25 protein-coding genes are annotated in these 18,427 nt (G+C 71.4%); 11 read left to right on the top strand and 14 right to left on the bottom strand.

The genetic code is table 11. The features are described 5' to 3' along the window. Positions 1 to 2: 2 nt before the first annotated feature. From H5411_RS12440 to H5411_RS12420, 5 genes are all read right to left on the bottom strand, one after another. On the bottom strand, positions 3 to 692 hold the full coding sequence (locus tag H5411_RS12440) for a hypothetical protein (protein WP_101437986.1): 690 nt from the start codon (positions 690 to 692) through the stop codon (positions 3 to 5). 14 nt (positions 693 to 706) lie between these two features. Next, complete coding sequence (locus tag H5411_RS12435; protein ID WP_037359713.1) at positions 707 to 1,486, bottom strand: cytochrome c biogenesis CcdA family protein; 780 nt, start codon at positions 1,484 to 1,486, stop codon at positions 707 to 709. Further along, positions 1,483 to 2,097: a TlpA disulfide reductase family protein gene (locus H5411_RS12430; RefSeq protein WP_101437987.1), complete on the bottom strand. Its 615-nt coding sequence runs from the start codon at positions 2,095 to 2,097 to the stop codon at positions 1,483 to 1,485. Before H5411_RS12430 ends, H5411_RS12435 begins: the two co-directional genes overlap by 4 nt. Before the next feature lie 48 nt (positions 2,098 to 2,145). Further along, on the bottom strand, positions 2,146 to 2,469 hold the full coding sequence (locus tag H5411_RS12425; protein ID WP_037359719.1) for a DUF1707 SHOCT-like domain-containing protein: 324 nt from the start codon (positions 2,467 to 2,469) through the stop codon (positions 2,146 to 2,148). 106 nt (positions 2,470 to 2,575) lie between these two features. Then, entirely contained in the window at positions 2,576 to 2,752 is a 177-nt protein-coding gene (locus tag H5411_RS12420; protein ID WP_167442019.1) for a hypothetical protein, read from the bottom strand. A 120-nt stretch (positions 2,753 to 2,872) separates the two neighbouring features. Here H5411_RS12420 and H5411_RS12415 point away from each other — a divergent pair, with 120 nt between their 5' ends. Further along, positions 2,873 to 3,313 (top strand): DUF2752 domain-containing protein, encoded by a 441-nt coding sequence (locus H5411_RS12415; protein ID WP_158242501.1) that lies wholly within the window; start codon positions 2,873 to 2,875, stop codon positions 3,311 to 3,313. Here H5411_RS12415 and H5411_RS12410 read toward each other — a convergent pair. After that, positions 3,306 to 4,265, bottom strand: a complete 960-nt coding sequence (locus H5411_RS12410; RefSeq protein WP_037359724.1) for a M56 family metallopeptidase — start codon at positions 4,263 to 4,265, stop codon at positions 3,306 to 3,308. The genes H5411_RS12415 and H5411_RS12410 overlap by 8 nt on opposite strands. Next, a complete protein-coding gene (locus H5411_RS12405) occupies positions 4,262 to 4,633 on the bottom strand; it encodes a BlaI/MecI/CopY family transcriptional regulator (protein WP_081655048.1) in 372 nt (123 codons plus the stop codon). The genes H5411_RS12410 and H5411_RS12405 overlap by 4 nt, the downstream gene beginning before the upstream one ends. A 210-nt stretch (positions 4,634 to 4,843) precedes the next feature. Here H5411_RS12405 and H5411_RS12400 point away from each other — a divergent pair, with 210 nt between their 5' ends. From H5411_RS12400 to H5411_RS12385, 4 genes are read left to right on the top strand one after another with little or no spacing between them, the layout of a single operon-like run. Then, positions 4,844 to 5,728: a cytochrome c biogenesis CcdA family protein gene (locus tag H5411_RS12400; protein WP_037359733.1), complete on the top strand. Its 885-nt coding sequence runs from the start codon at positions 4,844 to 4,846 to the stop codon at positions 5,726 to 5,728. After that, positions 5,712 to 6,344: a peroxiredoxin family protein gene (locus H5411_RS12395; protein ID WP_051165921.1), complete on the top strand. Its 633-nt coding sequence runs from the start codon at positions 5,712 to 5,714 to the stop codon at positions 6,342 to 6,344. The genes H5411_RS12400 and H5411_RS12395 overlap by 17 nt, the downstream gene beginning before the upstream one ends. Then, positions 6,341 to 6,610 carry a glutaredoxin family protein gene (locus H5411_RS12390; protein WP_037359736.1) on the top strand — a complete coding sequence of 90 codons (270 nt, stop codon included), beginning with the start codon at positions 6,341 to 6,343 and terminating at the stop codon, positions 6,608 to 6,610. Before H5411_RS12395 ends, H5411_RS12390 begins: the two co-directional genes overlap by 4 nt. Then, entirely contained in the window at positions 6,607 to 8,523 is a 1,917-nt protein-coding gene (locus H5411_RS12385; protein ID WP_081655050.1) for a copper resistance CopC/CopD family protein, read from the top strand. Before H5411_RS12390 ends, H5411_RS12385 begins: the two co-directional genes overlap by 4 nt. Here H5411_RS12385 and H5411_RS12380 read toward each other — a convergent pair. Continuing rightward, a complete protein-coding gene (locus tag H5411_RS12380) occupies positions 8,511 to 9,104 on the bottom strand; it encodes a TetR/AcrR family transcriptional regulator (protein WP_037359738.1) in 594 nt (197 codons plus the stop codon). The genes H5411_RS12385 and H5411_RS12380 overlap by 13 nt on opposite strands. Before the next feature lie 97 nt (positions 9,105 to 9,201). On the opposite strand from H5411_RS12380, the gene H5411_RS12375 reads away from it, so the two are divergent. Both H5411_RS12375 and H5411_RS12370 read left to right on the top strand, forming a co-directional pair. Continuing rightward, a complete protein-coding gene (locus H5411_RS12375; RefSeq protein ID WP_037359740.1) occupies positions 9,202 to 9,819 on the top strand; it encodes a class I SAM-dependent methyltransferase in 618 nt (205 codons plus the stop codon). 3 nt (positions 9,820 to 9,822) lie between these two features. After that, entirely contained in the window at positions 9,823 to 10,470 is a 648-nt protein-coding gene (locus H5411_RS12370) for a DUF2218 domain-containing protein (RefSeq protein WP_051165922.1), read from the top strand. Here H5411_RS12370 and H5411_RS12365 read toward each other — a convergent pair. The 3 genes from H5411_RS12365 to H5411_RS12355 all read right to left on the bottom strand — a co-directional run bounded on the left by H5411_RS12365 (position 10,399) and on the right by H5411_RS12355 (position 12,820). Beyond that, positions 10,399 to 11,355 (bottom strand): M56 family metallopeptidase, encoded by a 957-nt coding sequence (locus H5411_RS12365; protein ID WP_037359743.1) that lies wholly within the window; start codon positions 11,353 to 11,355, stop codon positions 10,399 to 10,401. The two genes, H5411_RS12370 and H5411_RS12365, sit on opposite strands and share 72 nt — an antisense overlap. Next, on the bottom strand, positions 11,352 to 11,705 hold the full coding sequence (locus H5411_RS12360) for a BlaI/MecI/CopY family transcriptional regulator (protein ID WP_037359746.1): 354 nt from the start codon (positions 11,703 to 11,705) through the stop codon (positions 11,352 to 11,354). Before H5411_RS12360 ends, H5411_RS12365 begins: the two co-directional genes overlap by 4 nt. 560 nt (positions 11,706 to 12,265) lie before the next feature. Further along, a complete protein-coding gene (locus H5411_RS12355; RefSeq protein WP_037359749.1) occupies positions 12,266 to 12,820 on the bottom strand; it encodes a carboxymuconolactone decarboxylase family protein in 555 nt (184 codons plus the stop codon). Between the two features lie 58 nt (positions 12,821 to 12,878). On the opposite strand from H5411_RS12355, the gene H5411_RS12350 reads away from it, so the two are divergent. From H5411_RS12350 to H5411_RS12335, 4 genes are read left to right on the top strand one after another with little or no spacing between them, the layout of a single operon-like run. Continuing rightward, the gene (locus H5411_RS12350) at positions 12,879 to 13,187 is read left to right on the top strand and encodes a metal-sensitive transcriptional regulator (RefSeq protein ID WP_037359752.1); all 309 of its coding nucleotides are present in this window, start codon (positions 12,879 to 12,881) and stop codon (positions 13,185 to 13,187) included. Between the two features lie 27 nt (positions 13,188 to 13,214). Next, positions 13,215 to 13,421 (top strand): heavy-metal-associated domain-containing protein, encoded by a 207-nt coding sequence (locus H5411_RS12345; protein WP_037359755.1) that lies wholly within the window; start codon positions 13,215 to 13,217, stop codon positions 13,419 to 13,421. 49 nt (positions 13,422 to 13,470) lie between these two features. Continuing rightward, complete coding sequence (locus tag H5411_RS12340; protein WP_037359758.1) at positions 13,471 to 14,379, top strand: hypothetical protein; 909 nt, start codon at positions 13,471 to 13,473, stop codon at positions 14,377 to 14,379. Beyond that, the gene (locus H5411_RS12335; protein ID WP_037359760.1) at positions 14,376 to 16,628 is read left to right on the top strand and encodes a heavy metal translocating P-type ATPase; all 2,253 of its coding nucleotides are present in this window, start codon (positions 14,376 to 14,378) and stop codon (positions 16,626 to 16,628) included. The genes H5411_RS12340 and H5411_RS12335 overlap by 4 nt, the downstream gene beginning before the upstream one ends. 116 nt (positions 16,629 to 16,744) lie before the next feature. Here H5411_RS12335 and H5411_RS12330 read toward each other — a convergent pair whose 3' ends face one another. From H5411_RS12330 to H5411_RS12320, 3 genes are all read right to left on the bottom strand, one after another. After that, complete coding sequence (locus tag H5411_RS12330; RefSeq protein WP_037359763.1) at positions 16,745 to 17,014, bottom strand: metal-sensitive transcriptional regulator; 270 nt, start codon at positions 17,012 to 17,014, stop codon at positions 16,745 to 16,747. Between the two features lie 228 nt (positions 17,015 to 17,242). Next, entirely contained in the window at positions 17,243 to 17,836 is a 594-nt protein-coding gene (locus tag H5411_RS12325; RefSeq protein WP_037359766.1) for a mycothiol-dependent nitroreductase Rv2466c family protein, read from the bottom strand. Next, the gene (locus tag H5411_RS12320; RefSeq protein ID WP_037359769.1) at positions 17,833 to 18,237 is read right to left on the bottom strand and encodes a DUF302 domain-containing protein; all 405 of its coding nucleotides are present in this window, start codon (positions 18,235 to 18,237) and stop codon (positions 17,833 to 17,835) included. The genes H5411_RS12325 and H5411_RS12320 overlap by 4 nt, the downstream gene beginning before the upstream one ends. Positions 18,238 to 18,427 lie beyond the last annotated feature (190 nt).

Here is an 18,427-nt window from a genome sequence, read left to right as displayed (position 1 = left end):
GCTCACTCGCCCGACGGGAAGTCGTAGCGCGACGGCACGTTTTCGCCGGGGCGCGGGCTGCCGTAGAGCACGGCGACCTCGTCGTGGGCGGTGAAGGTGACGGCGGCGGGGTTTCCGTTCTGCTGCTTGCCGTTGACGAACACGCGCACCGTTTTGCCGTTGCCGGCGCGGAGGCCGCCGATGTTGTCCGCGGACAGGCTGAGGTCCCATTCGCTGAACAGTTCGCCGAGGCTGAACCGGCGGGCGACCGGTGATTCGATGTGCACGACGCCGCTGGGGTCGTGCGTGTGCAGCGGGCTGATGCTGGCCCGGTTCTGGTCGATGCCCAGCATCGCCGGCACTTGTGCCGGCCGGCCGTCGACGAGAACGTCGAGATGGGCGTGGATGTGCTCGACGGCGCCTTCTTCGGTGAGCATCGGCAGGCCCGCCGCGCGCGCCGCGGCGGTCGCGTCGGCGGGGGCCGGCCACGGCGGCGAGGTGGCGCGGCCCGCCGCGGTGGTGGCCGGCGGATGGTTCAAGCTGGCAGCCGCCGTGTCGCCCTGGCCGGTTTTGGCCGTGTTCGTCACCGTGACGATGACGACGACCAGCAGTGCGACGACGAGCAGGATGCCGCCGATCAACAAGGGTGTGCTGCGCCCTTGGCCTTTTCGCGCTTGCGTCACGGAATTGCGGGCGGACTTCTTGGCGGTCACGGGTGCTCCTGTGGTCAGAGGGGAACGGAGAATCCGGCGATCGGGCCGCGCAGCCAGGCGATGATCTCGCCCCAGAGGCCGGTGACCAGTGCGATGCCGACGAGGAGGAGAAGCGCGCCGCCGGCCTGCTGGACGCGGCGGATGTGGCGGCGCACCCACGCGGTCGCGTGGACTGCCCAGCGGGCGCCGAGCGCGAGCAGGACGAACGGCAGGCCGAGCCCGACGCAGTAGGCGGTGATCAGCAGCAGGCCGCGGCCGGTGGTCGGCCCGGCTTCGGTTCCGCTGGCGAGCGCGATGACGCCGGCCAGCGTCGGGCCGAGGCACGGCGTCCAGCCCAGGCCGTACACCGCGCCCAGCAGCGGGGCGCCCCAGATTCCGTCGCGCGGCTTGTGCCGGAGCTTCATCCCGCGCTGCAGCGGCGGGAACAGCCCGAGGAAGACCAGGCCCATGGCGATGGTGACGACGCCGCCGAGCCGTTGCAGCATCTCCTCGTTGGCCAGCAACGCATCCGACACTCCGAGCACCGCCATGGTGGTCGCGGCGAACACGACGGTGAACCCCAGGACGAACAGCAGTGCCGCGCCGGCGACCCGCCACCGCCCGGTGGCGGGCGGCAAGTTCCCGTCCGGCCCGGCCGGCGATGGTTCGGTGCCGACGAGGCCGGCGAGATAGCCGAGATACCCGGGCACCAGCGGCAAGCAGCACGGCGACGCGAAGGACACCGCACCGGCGGCCAGGGCGAGGAGCGAGGCCAGGAACAGCGGGCCGGAGACGGCCAGGTCGGTGAGGTTCACGCGCCCGGACCTCCGGACGCGGGTTCGGCGGCCAGCCGCTGGACGACGGGCCGGAGATCGGTGTCCAGCAGAGAAGTGAGGAAGACCGCGGCGACGCGGTGGCGGCGATCGAGCACGATGGTGGACGGCACGACGTTGCGCGGGTATCCCTTCAGCGCCAGCAGCGACCGGCCCGGCGGGTCGTAGATCGACGGGTAGGCGACGTGCCGGTCGCGGACGAAGTCCTGTGGCGCGGTGCGCGGCTCGTCGCGTACGTCGATGCCGAGGAACTGGACGCCGGATGCTTCGGTCTCGTTGTAGACCTGTTGCAGGTGCGGCATTTCCGCACGGCACGGCCCGCACCAGGAGCCCCAGATGTTCAGGACGACCACGTTGCCCGGATATCCGGAGACGCGGAGCTGTTTTCCCGGATCGGCCAGATCGTCCCCGGCCAGTTCCGGGCTGGTGCCGCGGGTCTGCGGCGGGTCGTAGAAGATCGAGGTCCGGCCGCCGGGGGAGACGAACTCGAACGTGCCGCCCCGCGCCACCGCGTCCTTGCCGGCGCTGCACGCGGTGAGCAGCGCCAGTCCGGCGACGGCAAGCGCATGCTTGCGACTGCGCGTTGCGCGCATCGACCCACCTCCTACGTATCTACTCCGTAGGTTAGTAGGTGAGGCGGGTCACGGATGCATCGGGCCCATGTTGCCCATCATCGACCCCATGAGGACGACTGCGAGCACGCCTAACGCGATGAGAACGACAATGGCGACGAGTGCGACGATCAGGACGGTGTTCGGCTTGCGCGCGGTCGAACGAGGCGGCGACGGGCGGGGCAGGTCGCTGGTCAGTGCGGCCAGTTCGCCGGCTGTCTTCGCCTCGTGCGCGCGGGCGGCGCGTTCGGAGAACTCGTCCATGGAGAGGCGGCCCGCGGCGACCTGATGGCTCAGGCGTTCCACGGTCTCCTCTCGGTCTGCGTCAGACGCGCGGATTTTCGGGTCCGCCATTTGTCACGTCCTATCCGGTGATTGCGGCGCAGATGCGGCCGTATGCAGGAAAAGTAGGTCGCGGTGACGGAGCACACGGCAAACAATGCTGCGAGCCAGACCGGCATCAGCGGCCGGTGTGGGCGCGTTCGGCTTTGAGCTGGTCGATTTCCGCTCGCAGCTGCTCGACCTGGTGCGTGCCGTCGTCGCGGTCCTTGTGCTGGCCGCGCGACATCATCCACATCATGAAGCCCATCCCGACCGGGCAAGCCAGTGCTGCGATGCCCAGGAACAGTGACTGCATGAGAACCTCCAGGGCTCGGATCTACGTACTTCGATAGTAGACGATGGTGCGGCCGGGTGCACACCCGTCGATTACGGTGGAATGACAACGGTTTCACGCCTGTCGTGCCATAGTCGGCGGATGGCTACCCGAGTCGAGTGGAGCGTCCGCGACTCGCATCGCCCATGGACGCTCTGCGCTGTCGTGGCGAGTGCCGCGGCGGTCGGCTTGCGCGTAGCGGGGCTTCCGCCAGTCGACGTCCACGGCCCGTTGCACTACCTCGGCGTCATGGACCCGTTGTGCGGCGGGACGCGGGCGGCGTTTCTTCTGCTGTCCGGCGATGCTGCCGGGGCCGCGCGGTACAACCCGATTGTGTTCCCGCTCGCGGCGATCGCGGCCGGTCTGCTGGTTCGCGCGGGAATCGGGGTCGCCTGCCGGCGGTGGCTGGAGATCCGGCTGCCGGCCGGCTGGCGACGAGCGCTGCTGGCCGCGCTCGCGGTGGCGGTCGCGCTTCTGTGGATTCGCCAGCAGGCCGAGGCTGATTTGCTCACGCGCGCTTGGGCGGGCGCAGGGGTCAGCTGAACGACAAGTCGCACACGCCGAGGCCGCTGGCCGCCAGCAGTCCGGTCAGGACGGGACCCGCGGCGGCGGCGAGCGTGACGAGCGTGAGCACGAGGCGGGACTGCCACTGCGCGCGCGGTGCCGCGGGGAGGGTGAGGCGTTCGGCCCGGGCCAGTACGTTCGCGCCGGTGGCGCCCAAGACTCCGGTGGGGAGCGGAGGCTGGCCGGTGAGGGCCAGCAGGCCGTCCAGGAGCGCGTCCGGCCCGTGCCTGCGCACGGCCGCGTCGTCGGCGCACATCTCCAGCGTCCGGGCGACTTCGGCGGCGCCGATCGTGAACAGAGCGGCCCACGGCAGGATCGCCGCCAGGCCGCGGGTGAACGCGAGGATCTGGTGGTGCCGTCCGTCCAGGTGGGCGTGCTCGTGGGCCAGGACGGCGGCGAGGTTCTGCCGGTCGAGGACGTCGAGCGCCGAGCTGGTGACGACGATGGTGCCCGGGCGGCCGGCGACGCAGTAGGCGGCCCGCTCGGTGGCGTCCAGGACGACCGCGTCCACGCCCTCGACCCGGTGGCCGACGATGCGAGCGGCGGAGGCGTGCTCGTGCGTGCGGGCGCGCGCCGTGTGCAGGGCGCGTCCGAGACGGCAGGCCAGCGCGACGAGAGCGGCCGCGGCCGCCGTGGCCAGTGCGATGAGCCCGGCCTGCAGGAATATGCCGTAGCGGCCGGTGGCCACTGCCTGTACGGCGGCGAAACACGTGCTGGCCAGCTGGGCGGGGCGTCCCCAGTCGCCGACGGCCTCGACGGCGAGCGACGCGGCGGCGGCCGCCCACGAGCCCACCACGCTGACCATGACCACCAGCCATGCCAGCACGCTGACCCGGGGAGCGGTTCCGCGGCGGGTCAGCCTGCGCAGGGGGCGGGGCACGAGCACCGCGACGGTGAAGCTGTAGAGCAGGAGGCAGGCGGCGACGCTCATCGGGTGCCTCGCGTCCGCTTCAGCCGCCGCAGCACCTGGCCCAGTTCGGTCGACTCCTGGTCGGTGAGCTGTTCGACCAGGTGTGTGAGCACGGCACCGGGGTCGCCTCCCGCGTCGAGTGCGTCCCGCATCAACCGGGCGCTGTACTCGTCCCGGCTCAAGGTGGCCCAGTAGACGAACGCCTTTCCCCGCCGTTCGCGGGACAGCCAGCCTTTGCCGTGCAGATTGTCCATTGTGGACATAACGGTGGTGTAGGCGATTTCCCGCTCGTGCAGCAGATCCTCGAAGACGGCGCGGACCGTCATCGTTCCGCCGCGGCGCCAGACGCGGTCCATGATCACCGCTTCCAGATCCCCGAATCCGCGCACCCGGCCTCCTCCGCCTTCGTCTCCGGCAATGCCAGGTACTCAGGCTGCGAGGTCTGGTCCCGCCCAGGCACATGACCTGGGCGGCTGCACCCGCAGCGCGCTTGAAGTTCCTGGCATTGGTCTCTCCAGGGTAGCGGGGGCCGCTGCGCGGACCTCACGCCAGCTACGTACTATCTCCGTACGTAGATCGTAGGAGACCGGGAGGCGGCCGTGGGCGAGGTGCTGTTCGGCTCGACGCTGCTCGCGTCGTTCCTCGGCGGCGTAGTAGCGCTGCTCGCGCCCTGCTGCGTGTCGGTCATGCTGCCCGCCTACCTGGCGACCGGGTTCCGGCACCGGGGCGGAGTGGTCCCCGCGACCCTGGTGTTCGGCGCGGGCGTCGCGACGGTCATCCTGCCGATCGGGCTGGGCGCGACGTTCCTGAGCAGCCTGTTGCTCACCCGGCACGTCTGGATCTTCTCGATCGGCGGCGCGCTGATGATCGCCGGCGGGCTCGCGACGCTGGCGGGCTGGAAGCCGCGGCTGCCGATGCCTGGCGGCCGCGCGGTGCGCGAAGGCAGCTTCGGCTCGGCGTACGTGCTCGGTGCCTTCTCCGGTGCGGCCAGCGCCTGCTGCGCGCCGGTGCTGGCCGGGGTGGCGGTGCTGTCCGGCGCGGCCGCGTCGTTCCCGGCGGCGCTGGCGATCGGCGCGTCCTACGTCGCGGGCATGGTGGTGCCGCTGGCGGTCGTGGCGTTGCTGTGGGACAAGCGCCGGGAACACGCGACGCGGCTGCTCACCGACCGCAAGGTGCGCCTGCGGCGTCGAGAGATCGCGCTCGGCACGCTGGTCAGCGGGGCGTTGATGATGCTCATGGGCGTCCTCGCGGCGGTCCTCGCGTTCACCGGGCCGGGCATGAGCGGCGGGTGGCAGGTCGAACTGTCCGCCTGGCTGCAGCACCTGAGCAGCGTCGCGGCCGGCCGGCTGTCCTGGCTTCCCGGATGGGGCCTCGCGGCGCTGCTCGCACTCGGCTTCGCGCTGCTCGTCCGCCGGGTCCTGCGAACGAGATCCGCCGACCGTACTCGACCTTCCGAGGAGAATTCCCGTGAGCAGCAGCGTTAAGACCCGGCGGGCGACGATCATCAGCGTGGCGGCGGCCGCGGTGGTCGCAGTCGTCGTGTTGTTCGTCGTCTACCAGAACTCGCAGAGCAGCAGTTCCGACGCCATCGGCGGCTCCGGGTACCAGCACGTTTCAGGTGCGCCCGGAGCCGGGACGGCGGCACCCGCGTTCACCCTCGCGTCCGACCGCGGCGCCCGGATCAGCCTGGCGGACTTCCGCGGCAAAACCGTGCTGCTGTACTTCCAGGAAGGGCTGTCCTGCCAGCCGTGCTGGGACCAGATCAAAGACCTCGAACAGAACCAGGCCGCGCTCAAGGCGGCGGGCGTCGACAGCGTCGTTTCCATCACCACCGACCCGGCGGAACTCATCGGGCGGAAGGCCTCCGACGAGAAGCTGGCCACTCCGGTGCTGTCCGATCCGGACCTGCGGGTGTCGCGGGCGTACAACGCCAACAAGTACGGCATGATGGGCGAAATGCGCGACGGCCACAGCTTCGTGCTGGTCGGCCCGGACGGCACGATCCGCTGGCGCGCGGACTACGGCGGCGCGCCGGACTACACGATGTTCCTGCCGACCGGGAAAATGCTCACCGACCTGAAGGCGGAGCGCGCCTCGTGACCGACCGGTTCGACATCACCCTGCTGACCCAGGACGACTGCGCCTTCTGCACCGTTGCCCGAGAGGTGCTCGACCGGGTCGGCCGGGAATTCCCGTTGCAGGTCAAAGAGATCCCTCTCGCGACCGACGAAGGCCGCGCACTTGCCACAACGGCGGGCGTCCTGTTCGCGCCGGGAGTCTTGATCGACGGGGAAGCTTTCTCCTACGGTCGGCTGTCGGAGCGGAAACTGCGGCGTGCGCTGGAAAAGCGCCGGATGGACGCATGACCGCCGCTCGCTCCGCACGGCGCGCGGCCGCGCGGGCAGCGGTGCTGCTGGTGCTCTCGTTCGGCACGTTGCTCGCTGCCGTGACCCCGGCCAGCGCGCATCCGACACTGCTGTTCACCGATCCGGCCCCGGACACCGCCGTGCCCACGGCGCCGACTCTGCTCACCTTGGCGTTCAACGAACCCGTGACCGTCGGCCAGCGGGCCGTCACCCTCCTCGACGGCGCAGGCCGGGAGGTCCCGCTCGGTGCGCCGACGCTCGCGCGCGGCGGGCAGAACGTCAGCGCGCGCCCGGCCGGGCCCCTCGCGCCCGGTGCTTACAGCGTGCGCTGGCGGGTCACCGGCTCCGACGGCGACCAGGTCGAGGAGGAATTCCGATTCGCGATCGGCACCGCGGTCACCGGGTCGGGGACGAGCGGCGGCAGCTCGATCTCCTGGCTCGAAGCCGCGCTTCGCTGGTTGCTGTTCGCCGGAGTGGCCGTCGCGCTCGGCGGACTCGTCGGCGAACGATTCGCCGCATCGGCGCGCGCGGAGAATCCGGCGTTGCGCGCGCCGAGGTCTCAGCTGGCGCCCGGGACGCTCGTCGCGCTCGCCGGGGCTGCCGGACTTGTGGCGGTATTGCTCGCCGGAGCCGGGGCGGAGGCGTGGCGCAGCCGGATCGGGCTGTTGCTGCTCGTGGAATCGGCCGGGCTGGTCCTCGCGCTCGTGCTCGGAACTGTCGCGAGTGGACGGTTCCGCCGGGCGAGCGCGCTGCCGCTGCTGGCCGTGGTGGTCGCCGACGGCCTCCGGTCGCACGCGAACCAGGCGATCCCCGGCTGGGGTGCGGCGCTGACCGCCGTGCACTTGGCCGCGGTCGCGGTCTGGGCCGGCACGTTGGTGTACGTGGTGCGGACGGCGTTCGCGTGGCGTACGCGGCGGCCTGCGGTCCGATGGGTGCTGGCCGGATACTTGCGGCTCGCGGGATGGGTGTTCGCCGCGGTGGTCGCGACGGGCGCGCTGAGCGCCGTGGTCCTGATTCCGCTGTCGGACCTCTTCGACACTGCCTACGGCCGGGTCCTGCTGGTCAAGCTCGGTCTCGTCGCGGTCGCCGCCGGAGCCGCGCTGGCCGGCCGGTCCGCGGCGCGCGGGAACCGGCTCGGCGGCGTACGCGCGGTGGCCCGGGTCGAGGCTGTCGTGCTGATCGGCGTGCTCGCGGCGAGCGCGGTCCTGGTCTCCACTCCGCCCGCCGGGTCCCAGCAGTCCGGCCCTCCGCCGGCGAGCGGCCTGGTCGTGCCGCTCGGTGCCCTGGCCGGGCAGATCGGGGTGAGCGCCGCGGCCAGCGACGGCCAGCTCGTCGTGCGCCTGAGCACGCCGCGACGCGGCGACTACTACAGTCCTCAAGCGGCGCAGGACTTCTCGCTCTCCGGCCGGCTCAGCGCCGGCGACTCCGATCTGTCCTTCCGCGGCTGCGGGGAAGGCTGCTTCGTGTCCACTGTGGACTGGAGAGCCGAGGACAACGTCCTGACGCTGAATGCCGGCGCGGCCGGATGGCACGGCGGCGTGGTCAGCCTGATCGTGCCCTGGCCCGCCCGTCCCGGGAACGGCGACCTTTCCCGCGCGGTCGAGAAGCTGCGGTCGGCGGAGAAACTGACGGTCTACGAATCCGTCACGAGCGACACGTCCGCGGCCGCCCCGCCGCCGCAGCGGCTGGACCTGACCGGGTCGTTCTTCGCCGCGCAGGAGCCCTACGCCTCCGGGGTCGCGCCGCTCGCCGCCCGGATCTCCCCGGACGGCCGCCCGGTGCGGCTGGCGCTCGGCTATCCGGCGGCCTCCACCGACGTGGTCCTCGCTCTCGACGGGCAGGGCCGGATCAGCGAGGAAACGCTGTCCGACGACACCCATCTGATCCACCGGCGGTTCGTCTATCCCGGCTGACGCAGCCCGGCGAGGGTGACGGCGACCAGCCGCTCCGCCGCGGCCTTCGACGGCAGGCCGCCGGCGGCGGTGAGCGCGTGGAGGCAGTACGTCGCCAGCTCCGCGGGGTCGACATCGCCGCGGACGTCGCCCGCTGCCGCCGCGTCGGCGAGCAGCTCCCGGAACAGCTCGTGCAGATGCTGCTGGGCGCGGGCGACGTGCTCGTCGGGGTGCAGCAGCGCCGCGAGCTCGGCGCCGTAGGGCTCGTCGTGGTGGTGCTGCACCCGCTCCTGGTGGATGAGGGCGTACGCGAGCAGCACTCGCTCCAGGCGGACCTCCGGCTCCGCCGGTTCGTCCCGGATCGCGACCAGGCGCGCGAAGTGCGCGTCGATCTGCCGCTCGTGCCAGGCGGACAGGATGGCTCCGACGTGGGGGAAGTACTTGTACAGGGTCGCCCGGCCGATGCCCGCCTTCTCGGCGATCTGCGACATCGTCACCGACGCGGCACCGTGCGCGGCGACCAGCGCGGCCGCGGTGTTCAGCGCCGCGTCCCGGACCGCCTGCCGGTGCGCCTCGATCGTGTCGTTCCACAGCTTGGGCACCCCGCGAGAATACACAATGCCAAGGACGAGGCAGAGTGCATTGACAGAGACACTGTGTATCGATAAAACTGGCGGTCTCCTCGAGAAGGGCACGTCGATGACCGGTTCGATTCATCCGCAGTCGCACTCGCCGAGCAGCCCGGACCAGCTCTACGCGTGCAGGCCGCCCTGGGACATCGGCCGGCCGCAGCCGGCGTTTCGCCAGCTCGCCGACGCCGGGGACATCCGGGGCCGGGTCCTCGATGTCGGTTGCGGGACCGGTGAGCACGTGCTGATGGCTGCTTCGCTCGGCCTGGACGCCACGGGGGTCGACCTGGCTGAGACGGCGCTCCGCGCGGCCAAGGAGAAGGCCCGCGCCCGTAGCCTGACGGCCGAGTTCCGCCTCCACGACGCACGCCGTCTCGGCGACCTCGGCCGAACGTTCGACACGGTGCGCGATTGCGGGCTGTTCCACATCTTCGGTGCCGACGACCGCGCCGTCTTCGCCGAGAGTCTTCGCGCCGCGGTGGAACCGGGCGGGCGGTACTTCATGCTGTGCTTCAGCGACCGGGAAACCCGGGGCGACTGGTCGCACGTGCATCGGGTGCGCCGCGACGAGATCGTCGCCGCCTTCGCCGACGGCTGGCGGATCGACGCGATCGAACCGGCCGTCATCGAGATCATTCCCGATCCGGACGGCATTCATGCCTGGCTGTCCGCGCTGACGAGGAGCTGACCGATGCCGGTGTCCGAAGCCCGCATCCGGACCTCGCGTGCGAGCCGGTACCTCGTCCAGCTCTGCCGGCACGCCGAAGCGATGGGCGGGAAGGCGCGTGCACTGCACGGCCGCGGGGTGCGGCCCGAGGTCGGTGCCGTCGAATGGACCGACACGTCCGGGAAGATCGAGTTCAGCTGGGGGCGGTGCACTCTGCGCGCGACCGACGACACGTTGATCGTCCGGCTCGACATCGACGACGAAGACCGGCTGCGCGCGGCCGAAAAAGTCCTTGCCGCCACCCTCGAACGGTTCGGACGGCGGGACGGCCTGCACGTCGGCTGGGACCGCGTCGGCACCGTCGGTCCCGTGTCCGCGAACCCCGGACGCCCGCGGAAACGGCGGACCGCCGTGGCTCTCGCTGTCGCAGTCGTGCTGGCGGTGGCCGCGCACCTGGTGGTCGGCGGGCTCGCGCTGGCGTCCTGGGCATGGACGAGTGTGCTCGCCGACGTCGTGCTGGGCCTGGTCGTCCTGAAGATCGTCGTGGTGGCGGTGCTGTCCCGGCACCGGCTCCGCAACGGCCACGCGCGTCTGCGGGCCCTATACCCCCGACAGCGGGCACGCCGCGACCGCGACGCCGAACAGCAGCGTCGCACCCATCAACACGGGTAGCGAGGTCGCCGCCGTCGCGGCGAAACCGCAGGAAAACGCCTGGCGCAGCCGGCCGGGCGGTGCGATGCCCGCGTCCAGCCGCGCGAGCCGGACGGCCACGCCGTCGCGTGCCATCGCCAGAGACCCGTCCGGCGCACCGTGCCCGGCGACGGCGAGCAATGCCGCGCGCACCGCTTCGGCGCCGTGGCTGCGGACGGCGGCCGCGTCTGCGGTCAGCTCGACCAGTTCGCGGACGGCGCACGGAGCGCGGCGGAACAAGGGAACGAACGGCAGTCCCTGGCCCATCGCCTCGACCCAGCCGATCAGGAGATGGTGCCGGCCGCGGAGATGCGCTTTCTCGTGGGTCAACACGGCGGCCACTTCGCGGGCAGGCAGCTGCCGACGCAGTCCTTCGGTGGCGACGATGACGCCGCGGCCGTGGGCCACGCTGAACGCCAGCGGCCGGTCGTGCTCCAGCCACCAGGTCGCCGGTGCACCGCCTTCGCGGCGTGCCGCGATCCGCAGCAGCCCCAGGTGCTCGCGCCGCGTCCGGGCCCTCCGGCGGGCCATGCGGAGTCCGATCACTGCGAACCGGACAGCGAGAGCAACCAGCAGCAGGGCACCGGCCAGCCCCACGAGTTCCTCGGCCCGCGGAGACGTGCCGTGCGAGATCGCCGCCAGACAGCCGTGGACGGCGGCCACCACGCTCGTCCCGGTGCCGTGGCCGGGAAACAGCAGCAGCGCGATGCCGGACACCGCAGCCGCCAGCACGCCCGCAGTGGCCAGGAGCCACGCGGTGAGCAGGGCGGACGGATCGGTGCGGGTCAGATCAGCGCGGCCGAGCAGCCCGGGAATGGTGCGGCCCGCGAGGAACGCGCCCAGCAGCAACGCGAAGGCGGCCGTCATCGGGGCGGTCGCAGACCCTGCCGGAGCGCCTGGGACTCCTCGGCCGACGCGGAGCGGGCGAAGTGCAGCAGCACCGCCGCCGGGTCGCCGGACTCGTCGAGGACCTCGCGCAGGGACCGCGCGGCGGCGTCCGCGCGGCTGACCGACGGCCGGTAGAGATACGCTTTGCCGACGCGTTCGCGGACCGCCCACTCCTTGCGGTGCAGGTTGTCCAGCACGGTCATCACCGTGGTGTAGGCGAGATCCTTGCCGGTGTCGAGCCGGTCGAGCACGTCGCGCACCTTCACCGGGCCGTCGGCGTCCCACAGGACGTCCATCACCGCCCGCTCCAGCTCACCGAGACCGCGCACCGGACCTCCACGGGCAGCTCGCCACTCACTACTACCAACACTAGTATAGCTGGCCGGTTCCGCGGTCAACGGCCGCCGCCGTGCGGCCGGCGGCGCCCCTGCCGTCACGCGCCCCAATGCCAGGGACTCAGGCCGCGCAGCCCATGCCCGCCGACCGTCCACAAAGGACGTCAGTGCTGTCGGATGCCTGATCTATGACCATGTGGCCGGGTCTTGAGGTCCGTGAGGGGAACCCTGAGGGAATCAGATTCCCTCAGGGTGGCCCTCACGGACGCCTGGCCCCGCCCAGATCCTCCGACCTGGGCAAACCGCACCCGCAGCGCCGCCTTAAGTCCCCAGCATTGGTCACGCGCCCGCCCGAGTCAAAAGACGGGAGAAGTCCGTGAAGGACTCCTTGAGGGAACCAGATTCCCTCAAGGAGTCCTTCACGGACGTCCGCATCGCGCACCGGGCCCGTCCGCGAATCCGGCCGCGACGGGAGCGGTCCAGGCTCTCTTTTCCGCGCCTCCCCGCGGTCTGTGGCCGGGCCTGCTCGTCTTCGGCACCGATGCGGTTTAGTCTTACTGTGGGTAGTAGATGTGCTCCTGCGGCTCTTCGGCCGCAGCCGGTTCGAGTCCGGCGACGAGGTTGAAGGCGCCCGTGAGGTGGTTGAGCGACACCAGTCCGACCACGTCGGCGAGCGTGCGGTCGGTCCAGCCGTGCGCGCGCAGATCGGCGACGTCCTCGTCCGAGATCGAGGCTGGTTCGGCGAGCACGCGCACCGCGTAGGTGAGCAGCGCCGCCTCGCGGGCGTCGGGCGAGGTGGCTTGCCGGGCGAGGGCGATGTCCGCTTCGGACACTCCGGCGGCGCGCGCCGCCTCGGTGTGCGCGGCGAGGCACAGTGCGCAGCCGAGCCATTCCTGGACGGCGAGGGAGATCTTTTCGCTGAGCGCCCGGGGGAGTTTGACCCGTTTGATCGCCCGGGAGAGTTCGAGGTAACCCTGCAGCAGCGCGGGCGAGTGCGCCATCGTCGCGACCATCGCCCCGGGCTCGCCGGTGCGCGCGGTGATCTCGTCGAGCAGTTGCCGGGATTTCTCCGGTGCGGCGGACCTGTCGGGCGGCGTGAGGCGGGTCATGCGGGCTCCTGTCGTCGGGTGCGTTGACTACGGTACCCCCCTAGGGTATAAATGTGCCATGAGCGAGTCACCCGCGGCCGCCGGGCCCCACGGCTACAGCGAAGACAAAGAGGACTATCTCAAGCGGCTGCGCCGGATCGAGGGCCAGATCCGGGGGCTGCAGCGGATGGTCGAGGACGACAAGTACTGCATCGACATCCTGACTCAGGTGTCGGCGGCCACGAAGGCGTTGCAGGCGGTGTCGCTCGGGCTGATGGACGAGCATCTGCACCACTGTGTCGCCGAGGCGATCGCCGAGGGCGGCGCGGCTGCCGATGACAAGATCCGCGAGGCGAGCGACGCCATCGCCCGTCTCGTCCGTTCCTGAAAACCGTTGTCCCAGAAGGAGAATACCGTGAGCGAGCAGACCTACACCGTGACCGGCATGACCTGCGAGCACTGCGTGCGTTCGGTCACCGAGGAGGTCAGCGAGATCGAGGGCGTCACCGATGTCGCTGTCGACCTGCCGACCGGCAAGGTGACTGTGCGCGCAGTCAAGGACATCGACGTCGCGGACGTCCGCGGCGCGGTCGAAGAAGCCGGTTACCAGCTGACCGCCTGAGCGGCGGCTCTCGCGACTGCGGGCCAAGCCCGCGGTGAGGACTGAGGACATGAACACAGCAGCGAAGCTCTCCGCCTACGGTGTGGCGCTTGCTCTGGTCGCCGGCGGCGGCTGGGGCATCGGCACCGCTGTCGGTCCCTTCTCCGGCGCGGCCGGGGTGCACGGCGGCGAGGACGCCGGGCACGGGGACGCTCACAGCGGCACCGTCGCGGAGGCCGCGAACACCGACCAGCCCGGCGGGCTGGCGTCGTCCAGGGGCGGTTACACCCTCACGCCCACCAGCACGACGCTCACCCCCGGCACGACCAGCCCCTTCGCGTTCCGGATCACCGGGCCCGGCGGCGCGGCGGTGACCGCGTTCGACGTCGAGCACGAAAAACGCATGCACTTCATCGTGGTGCGCCGCGATACCACCGGATACCAGCACCTCCACCCGCAGCTCGGCGCGGACGGCGCCTGGACGGTGCCGCTGTCGGTCAAGGAGGCGGGCAGCTATCGGGCATTCGCCGACTTCACCCCGGCCGGCGGGACCGGGACGACGCTCGGCGTGGATCTGGTCGCTCCCGGCGACTTCCGGCCGGTGGCGCATCCCGAATCGAGACTGGCCACTGTGGACGGCTACCAGGTCCGGCTGACCGGAGACCTGGTTCCCGGCCGCGCGTCGAAGGTGACCGCGACGGTCACGCGCAACGGCGCGGAGGTCGTCGACCTGCAGCCCTATCTGGGCGCGTACGGCCATCTGGTGGCGTTGCGGCAGGGCGATCTCGCGTATCTGCACGTCCACCCGGACGGCGCCCCCGGCGACGGGAAGACCGCGGCCGGGCCGGCGGTGACCTTCTTCGCCGAAGTCCCGTCGGCAGGCGGCTACCGGTTGTTCCTGGACTTCCGGCACGGCGGCGCCGTGCACACCGCGGAGTTCACCGTCAGCACCACGGCACAGGGAGGGAACGGGTCATGACCGCCGAAGTGGAGAACCAGCCCGCGACCGGCGAGGTCGAGCTGGCCATCACCGGGATGACGTGCGCGTCGTGCGCGATGCGGATCGAGCGGAAACTGAACAAACTCGACGGGGTCACCGCGACCGTCAATTACGCGACGGAGAAGGCGAAGGTCGTCTACTCCGGCGACGTGGCGCCGGAGCGGCTGGTCGAGCAGGTCGAGGCGGCCGGTTACGGCGCGACCGTGCCCAATGCGGAGAAGGCTGCGAGCGAAGAAGGCGCCGAGGAAGAGGACGCCACCCGCCCGTTGCGGCAGCGGCTGATCGTTTCGACGGTGCTGTCGGTGCCGGTGATCCTGCTCGCGATGGTGCCGGCGTTGCAGTTCACCTATTGGCAGTGGATCTCGCTGGTGCTGGCCGCGCCGGTGATCGTGTGGGGCGCGTTGCCGTTCCACCGTGCCGCGTGGGCGAATCTGCGCCACGGCGCGGCCACCATGGACACGCTGATCTCGATGGGGACCATCGCGGCGTTCCTGTGGTCGCTCTACGCGCTGTTGTTCGGCACCGCCGGGGTGCCGGGCATGACGCACGCGTTCGAGCTGACGGTCCAGCGGATGTCCGGCGACGGCAACATCTACCTCGAGGTCGCGGCCGGGGTGACGACGTTCATTCTCGCCGGCCGCTATTTCGAGGCGAAGTCGAAGCGGCGCGCCGGTGCCGCGCTGCGGGCGCTGCTGGAACTCGGCGCGAAGGACGTCGCGGTGCTGAGGGACGGCCGGGAGCAGCGGATCCCGGTCGAGCAGCTGCGAGTCGGCGACTTGTTCGTCGTGCGGCCGGGGGAGAAGGTCGCCACCGACGGCGTGATCGAGGACGGCAGCTCGGCGGTCGACGCGAGCATGCTGACCGGCGAGAGCGTCCCGGTCGAGGTGGGTCCTGGCGACCCGGTGGTCGGGGCCACGGTGAACGCCGGGGGACGGCTGGTCGTGCGGGCCACCCGGATCGGCTCGGACACCCAGCTCGCCCAGATGGCGAAGCTGGTCGAGGACGCGCAAACCGGCAAGGCGCAGGTGCAGCGGCTGGCGGACCGGGTCTCGGCGGTGTTCGTGCCGATCGTGATCGCGCTCGCCGCCGGGACCTTGGCCTTCTGGCTCGGCGCCGGGGACACCGCTTCGGCGGCGTTCACCGCGGCGGTGGCGGTGCTGATCATCGCCTGCCCGTGCGCGCTGGGCCTGGCGACGCCGACCGCGCTGCTGGTCGGCACCGGCCGCGGCGCGCAGCTCGGGATCCTGATCAAGGGCCCGGAGGTGCTGGAGTCGACGCGGCGGGTGGACACCGTGGTGCTGGACAAGACCGGCACGGTCACCAGCGGGCAGATGGCGCTGGTCGAGGTGCACACCGCGGACGGCGTCGAACCTGACGACGTGCTGCGGCTGGCCGGCGCCCTGGAGGACGCTTCCGAGCATCCGATCGCGAAGGCGATCGCCCGGGGCGCCCGGGAGAAGGTCGGCGAGCTGCCCGCGGTCGAGGACTTCGCCAACGTGGAAGGCCTTGGCGTGCAAGGCGTCGTGGCCGGGGCGGCGGTGCTCGTCGGCCGCACGGCGCTGCTGGCGGAGTGGAGCCAGCACCTGCCCGCCGACCTGGTTTCGGCCAAGGCCGAGGCCGAGCGGCACGGCCGGACCGCGGTCGCGGTCGGATGGGACGGGAAGGCCAGGGCGGTGCTGGTCGTCGCGGACACGGTCAAGCCCACCTCGGCCGAGGCGATCGCCCGCTTGCGGGAGCTCGGCCTGACCCCGGTGCTGCTCACCGGCGACAACGAGGCGGTCGCCCGCTCGGTGGCCGCGGAGGTCGACATCGAGGAGGTCATCGCCGAGGTTCTGCCGAAGGACAAGGTCGACGTCGTCCGGCGGCTGCAGGGCGAGGGCAAGGTCGTGGCGATGGTCGGAGACGGCGTGAACGACGCCGCGGCACTGGCTCAGGCCGACCTGGGCCTGGCCATGGGCACCGGCACCGACGCCGCGATCGAGGCGGCCGACCTCACGCTGGTCCGCGGCGACCTGCGGGCTGCGGTCGACGCGATCCGGTTGTCGCGGCGCACGTTGCAGACGATCAAGGGCAACCTGTTCTGGGCCTTCGCCTACAACGTGGCGGCGCTGCCGCTGGCCGCGGCGGGACTGCTGAACCCGATGATCGCGGGCGCGGCGATGGCGTTCAGCTCGGTGTTCGTGGTGAGCAACAGCCTCCGCCTGCGCGGATTCCGGGCGGTCGGCTGAGCGCAGCGCCCCGGGACTCGCTCCCGTAGTTGTCCGTGAAGGACTCCTTGAGGGAATCAGATTCCCTCAAGGAGTCCTTCACGGACTTTTCGCGACGGGGGCCGCAGCGGACGGCGTCAGGCGAGGGTGAGGAACAGTTTCTCGAGCTGTTCCGCGGTCATCTCGGCCTCGTCGCCGTTGCCGTCGGCGGTGACGCAGTGGCGCAGGCCGCTGGCGATGATTTTGAAGCCGGCCCGGTCGAGGGCACGGGAGACGGCGGCGAGCTGGGTGACGACGTCCTTGCAGTCGCGGCCGTCGTCGATCATCGCGATGACGCCGGCGAGCTGGCCCTGCGCGCGGCGGAGCCGGTTGCGCACTTGGGTGACGGTGTCCTGGTCGCCGATCATGGGGTCCCCTCCCTGGCTGGTTTCACGAAGGCTCACAATACCCCGGCGGGTATATTCCTGGTCAGGAGCCGCGCTTGCGCCACGGCCACGAACGCGGCGGGCGCGGTGGCGAAGGGTGGCCGGGACACCACTGCGCGGCCGGCACGGCGGCTTTGACCTGGCCGACGTGCCGGCCGCAGCCGGCCCAGGTGGTTTTGCCGCAGGTGCGGCACGAGACGGGACGGCACATCAGACCGGTTGTCCCGCCGGCATGGCCGGGGCGCCGCGCCGCGGACGGCGGAGTTCGGCGAATCCGGGGACAGCCGAGGCAGTGCGCAGGGCGTCGAGCAGGGCCTGCCCTTCTGCCGGGGCGGGCAGTTCGGTCAGCACCGGGCCGAAGAAAGCCCGGCCGCCGATCGCGGTGATCGGGCTGCCCGCGGTGTCGCCGAGGGCGTCTTGGCTCGCCTGGTGCGCGGCTCGCACCGCCGGGTCCAGATCGGCGCAATCCGCTTTGGCCGCAAGGTCTTCCGGCAAGCCGACAGCGGTCAGCGCGGTGCGGAGCAGCGCGTTGTCCACCGGCAGCCGCTGCTCGTGGATCCGGCGGCCGAGCGCGACGTGGAACCGGGCGGCGGCGGACCGGTCCTCGATCGCCGCGAGGACGCGGCCGGCGCGCAGCGAATCCTCGATCCGCCGGCGATGCGCCTCGGCCACCTCGGTTCCTTCGTTGAGCACCGCGAGACTCATCGGCCGCATCGGGAACTCCGTCCGCGTGCCGTCGAGCCAGCGGTACGCCAGCCAGGCGAACGGGCAGACCGGATCCCCGTAGAGCACCACGTCGTTCATGCCAGCTCCCGGTCCACGGCGTTCAACGCGGATTCCAGCAGTTCGGCGGCCTCCCCGGCGACTTCGGAGACTCCGGCCGCCGGCGCGACTTCGGCCATGACCGCGGGATTGATCGCCTCGACGACCGTCTCGCCGGCGCCGTTCTCGCGGACGACCACGTTGCAGGGCAGCAGCAATCCGATCTCCCGGGTCGCCTCCAGCGCCCGGTGGGCGAGCGCGGGATTGCAGGCGCCGAGGATGGTGTAGCGCTCCATCCGCTCATCCAGCTTCTCGCGCAGGGTCGCTTGCACGTCGATCTCGGTCAGCACCCCGAACCCCGCTGCGGCCAGCGCGGCCCGCGTCCGCGCCATCACTTCGTCGAAGCCCGCGCCTCGGTAGGTGCGGGACAAACCCAGTTTCACGATTGCTCCTTCCGTTCGGCAGATACCCGGTGGGGTATTGGGCATGCCCCCTAGGGTATCAGTCGACCCGGTGTGGCGCCGAGCGCGAGCACGGTGAGCTGTGTTCAGGCTCGGCGATCGCGGCACGCTGGGACGGCAGGAACCGACGTGGGCAGAGGCCAAGCAGGGGAAGGACTGCCGCTGTCGCGCG

Source organism: Amycolatopsis echigonensis (assembly GCF_014174495.1).
Taxonomy (GTDB): domain Bacteria; phylum Actinomycetota; class Actinomycetes; order Mycobacteriales; family Pseudonocardiaceae; genus Amycolatopsis; species Amycolatopsis echigonensis.
The sequence above is the reverse complement of the archived record's forward strand: the minus strand, read 5'-3'. Positions and strand labels throughout refer to the sequence as shown.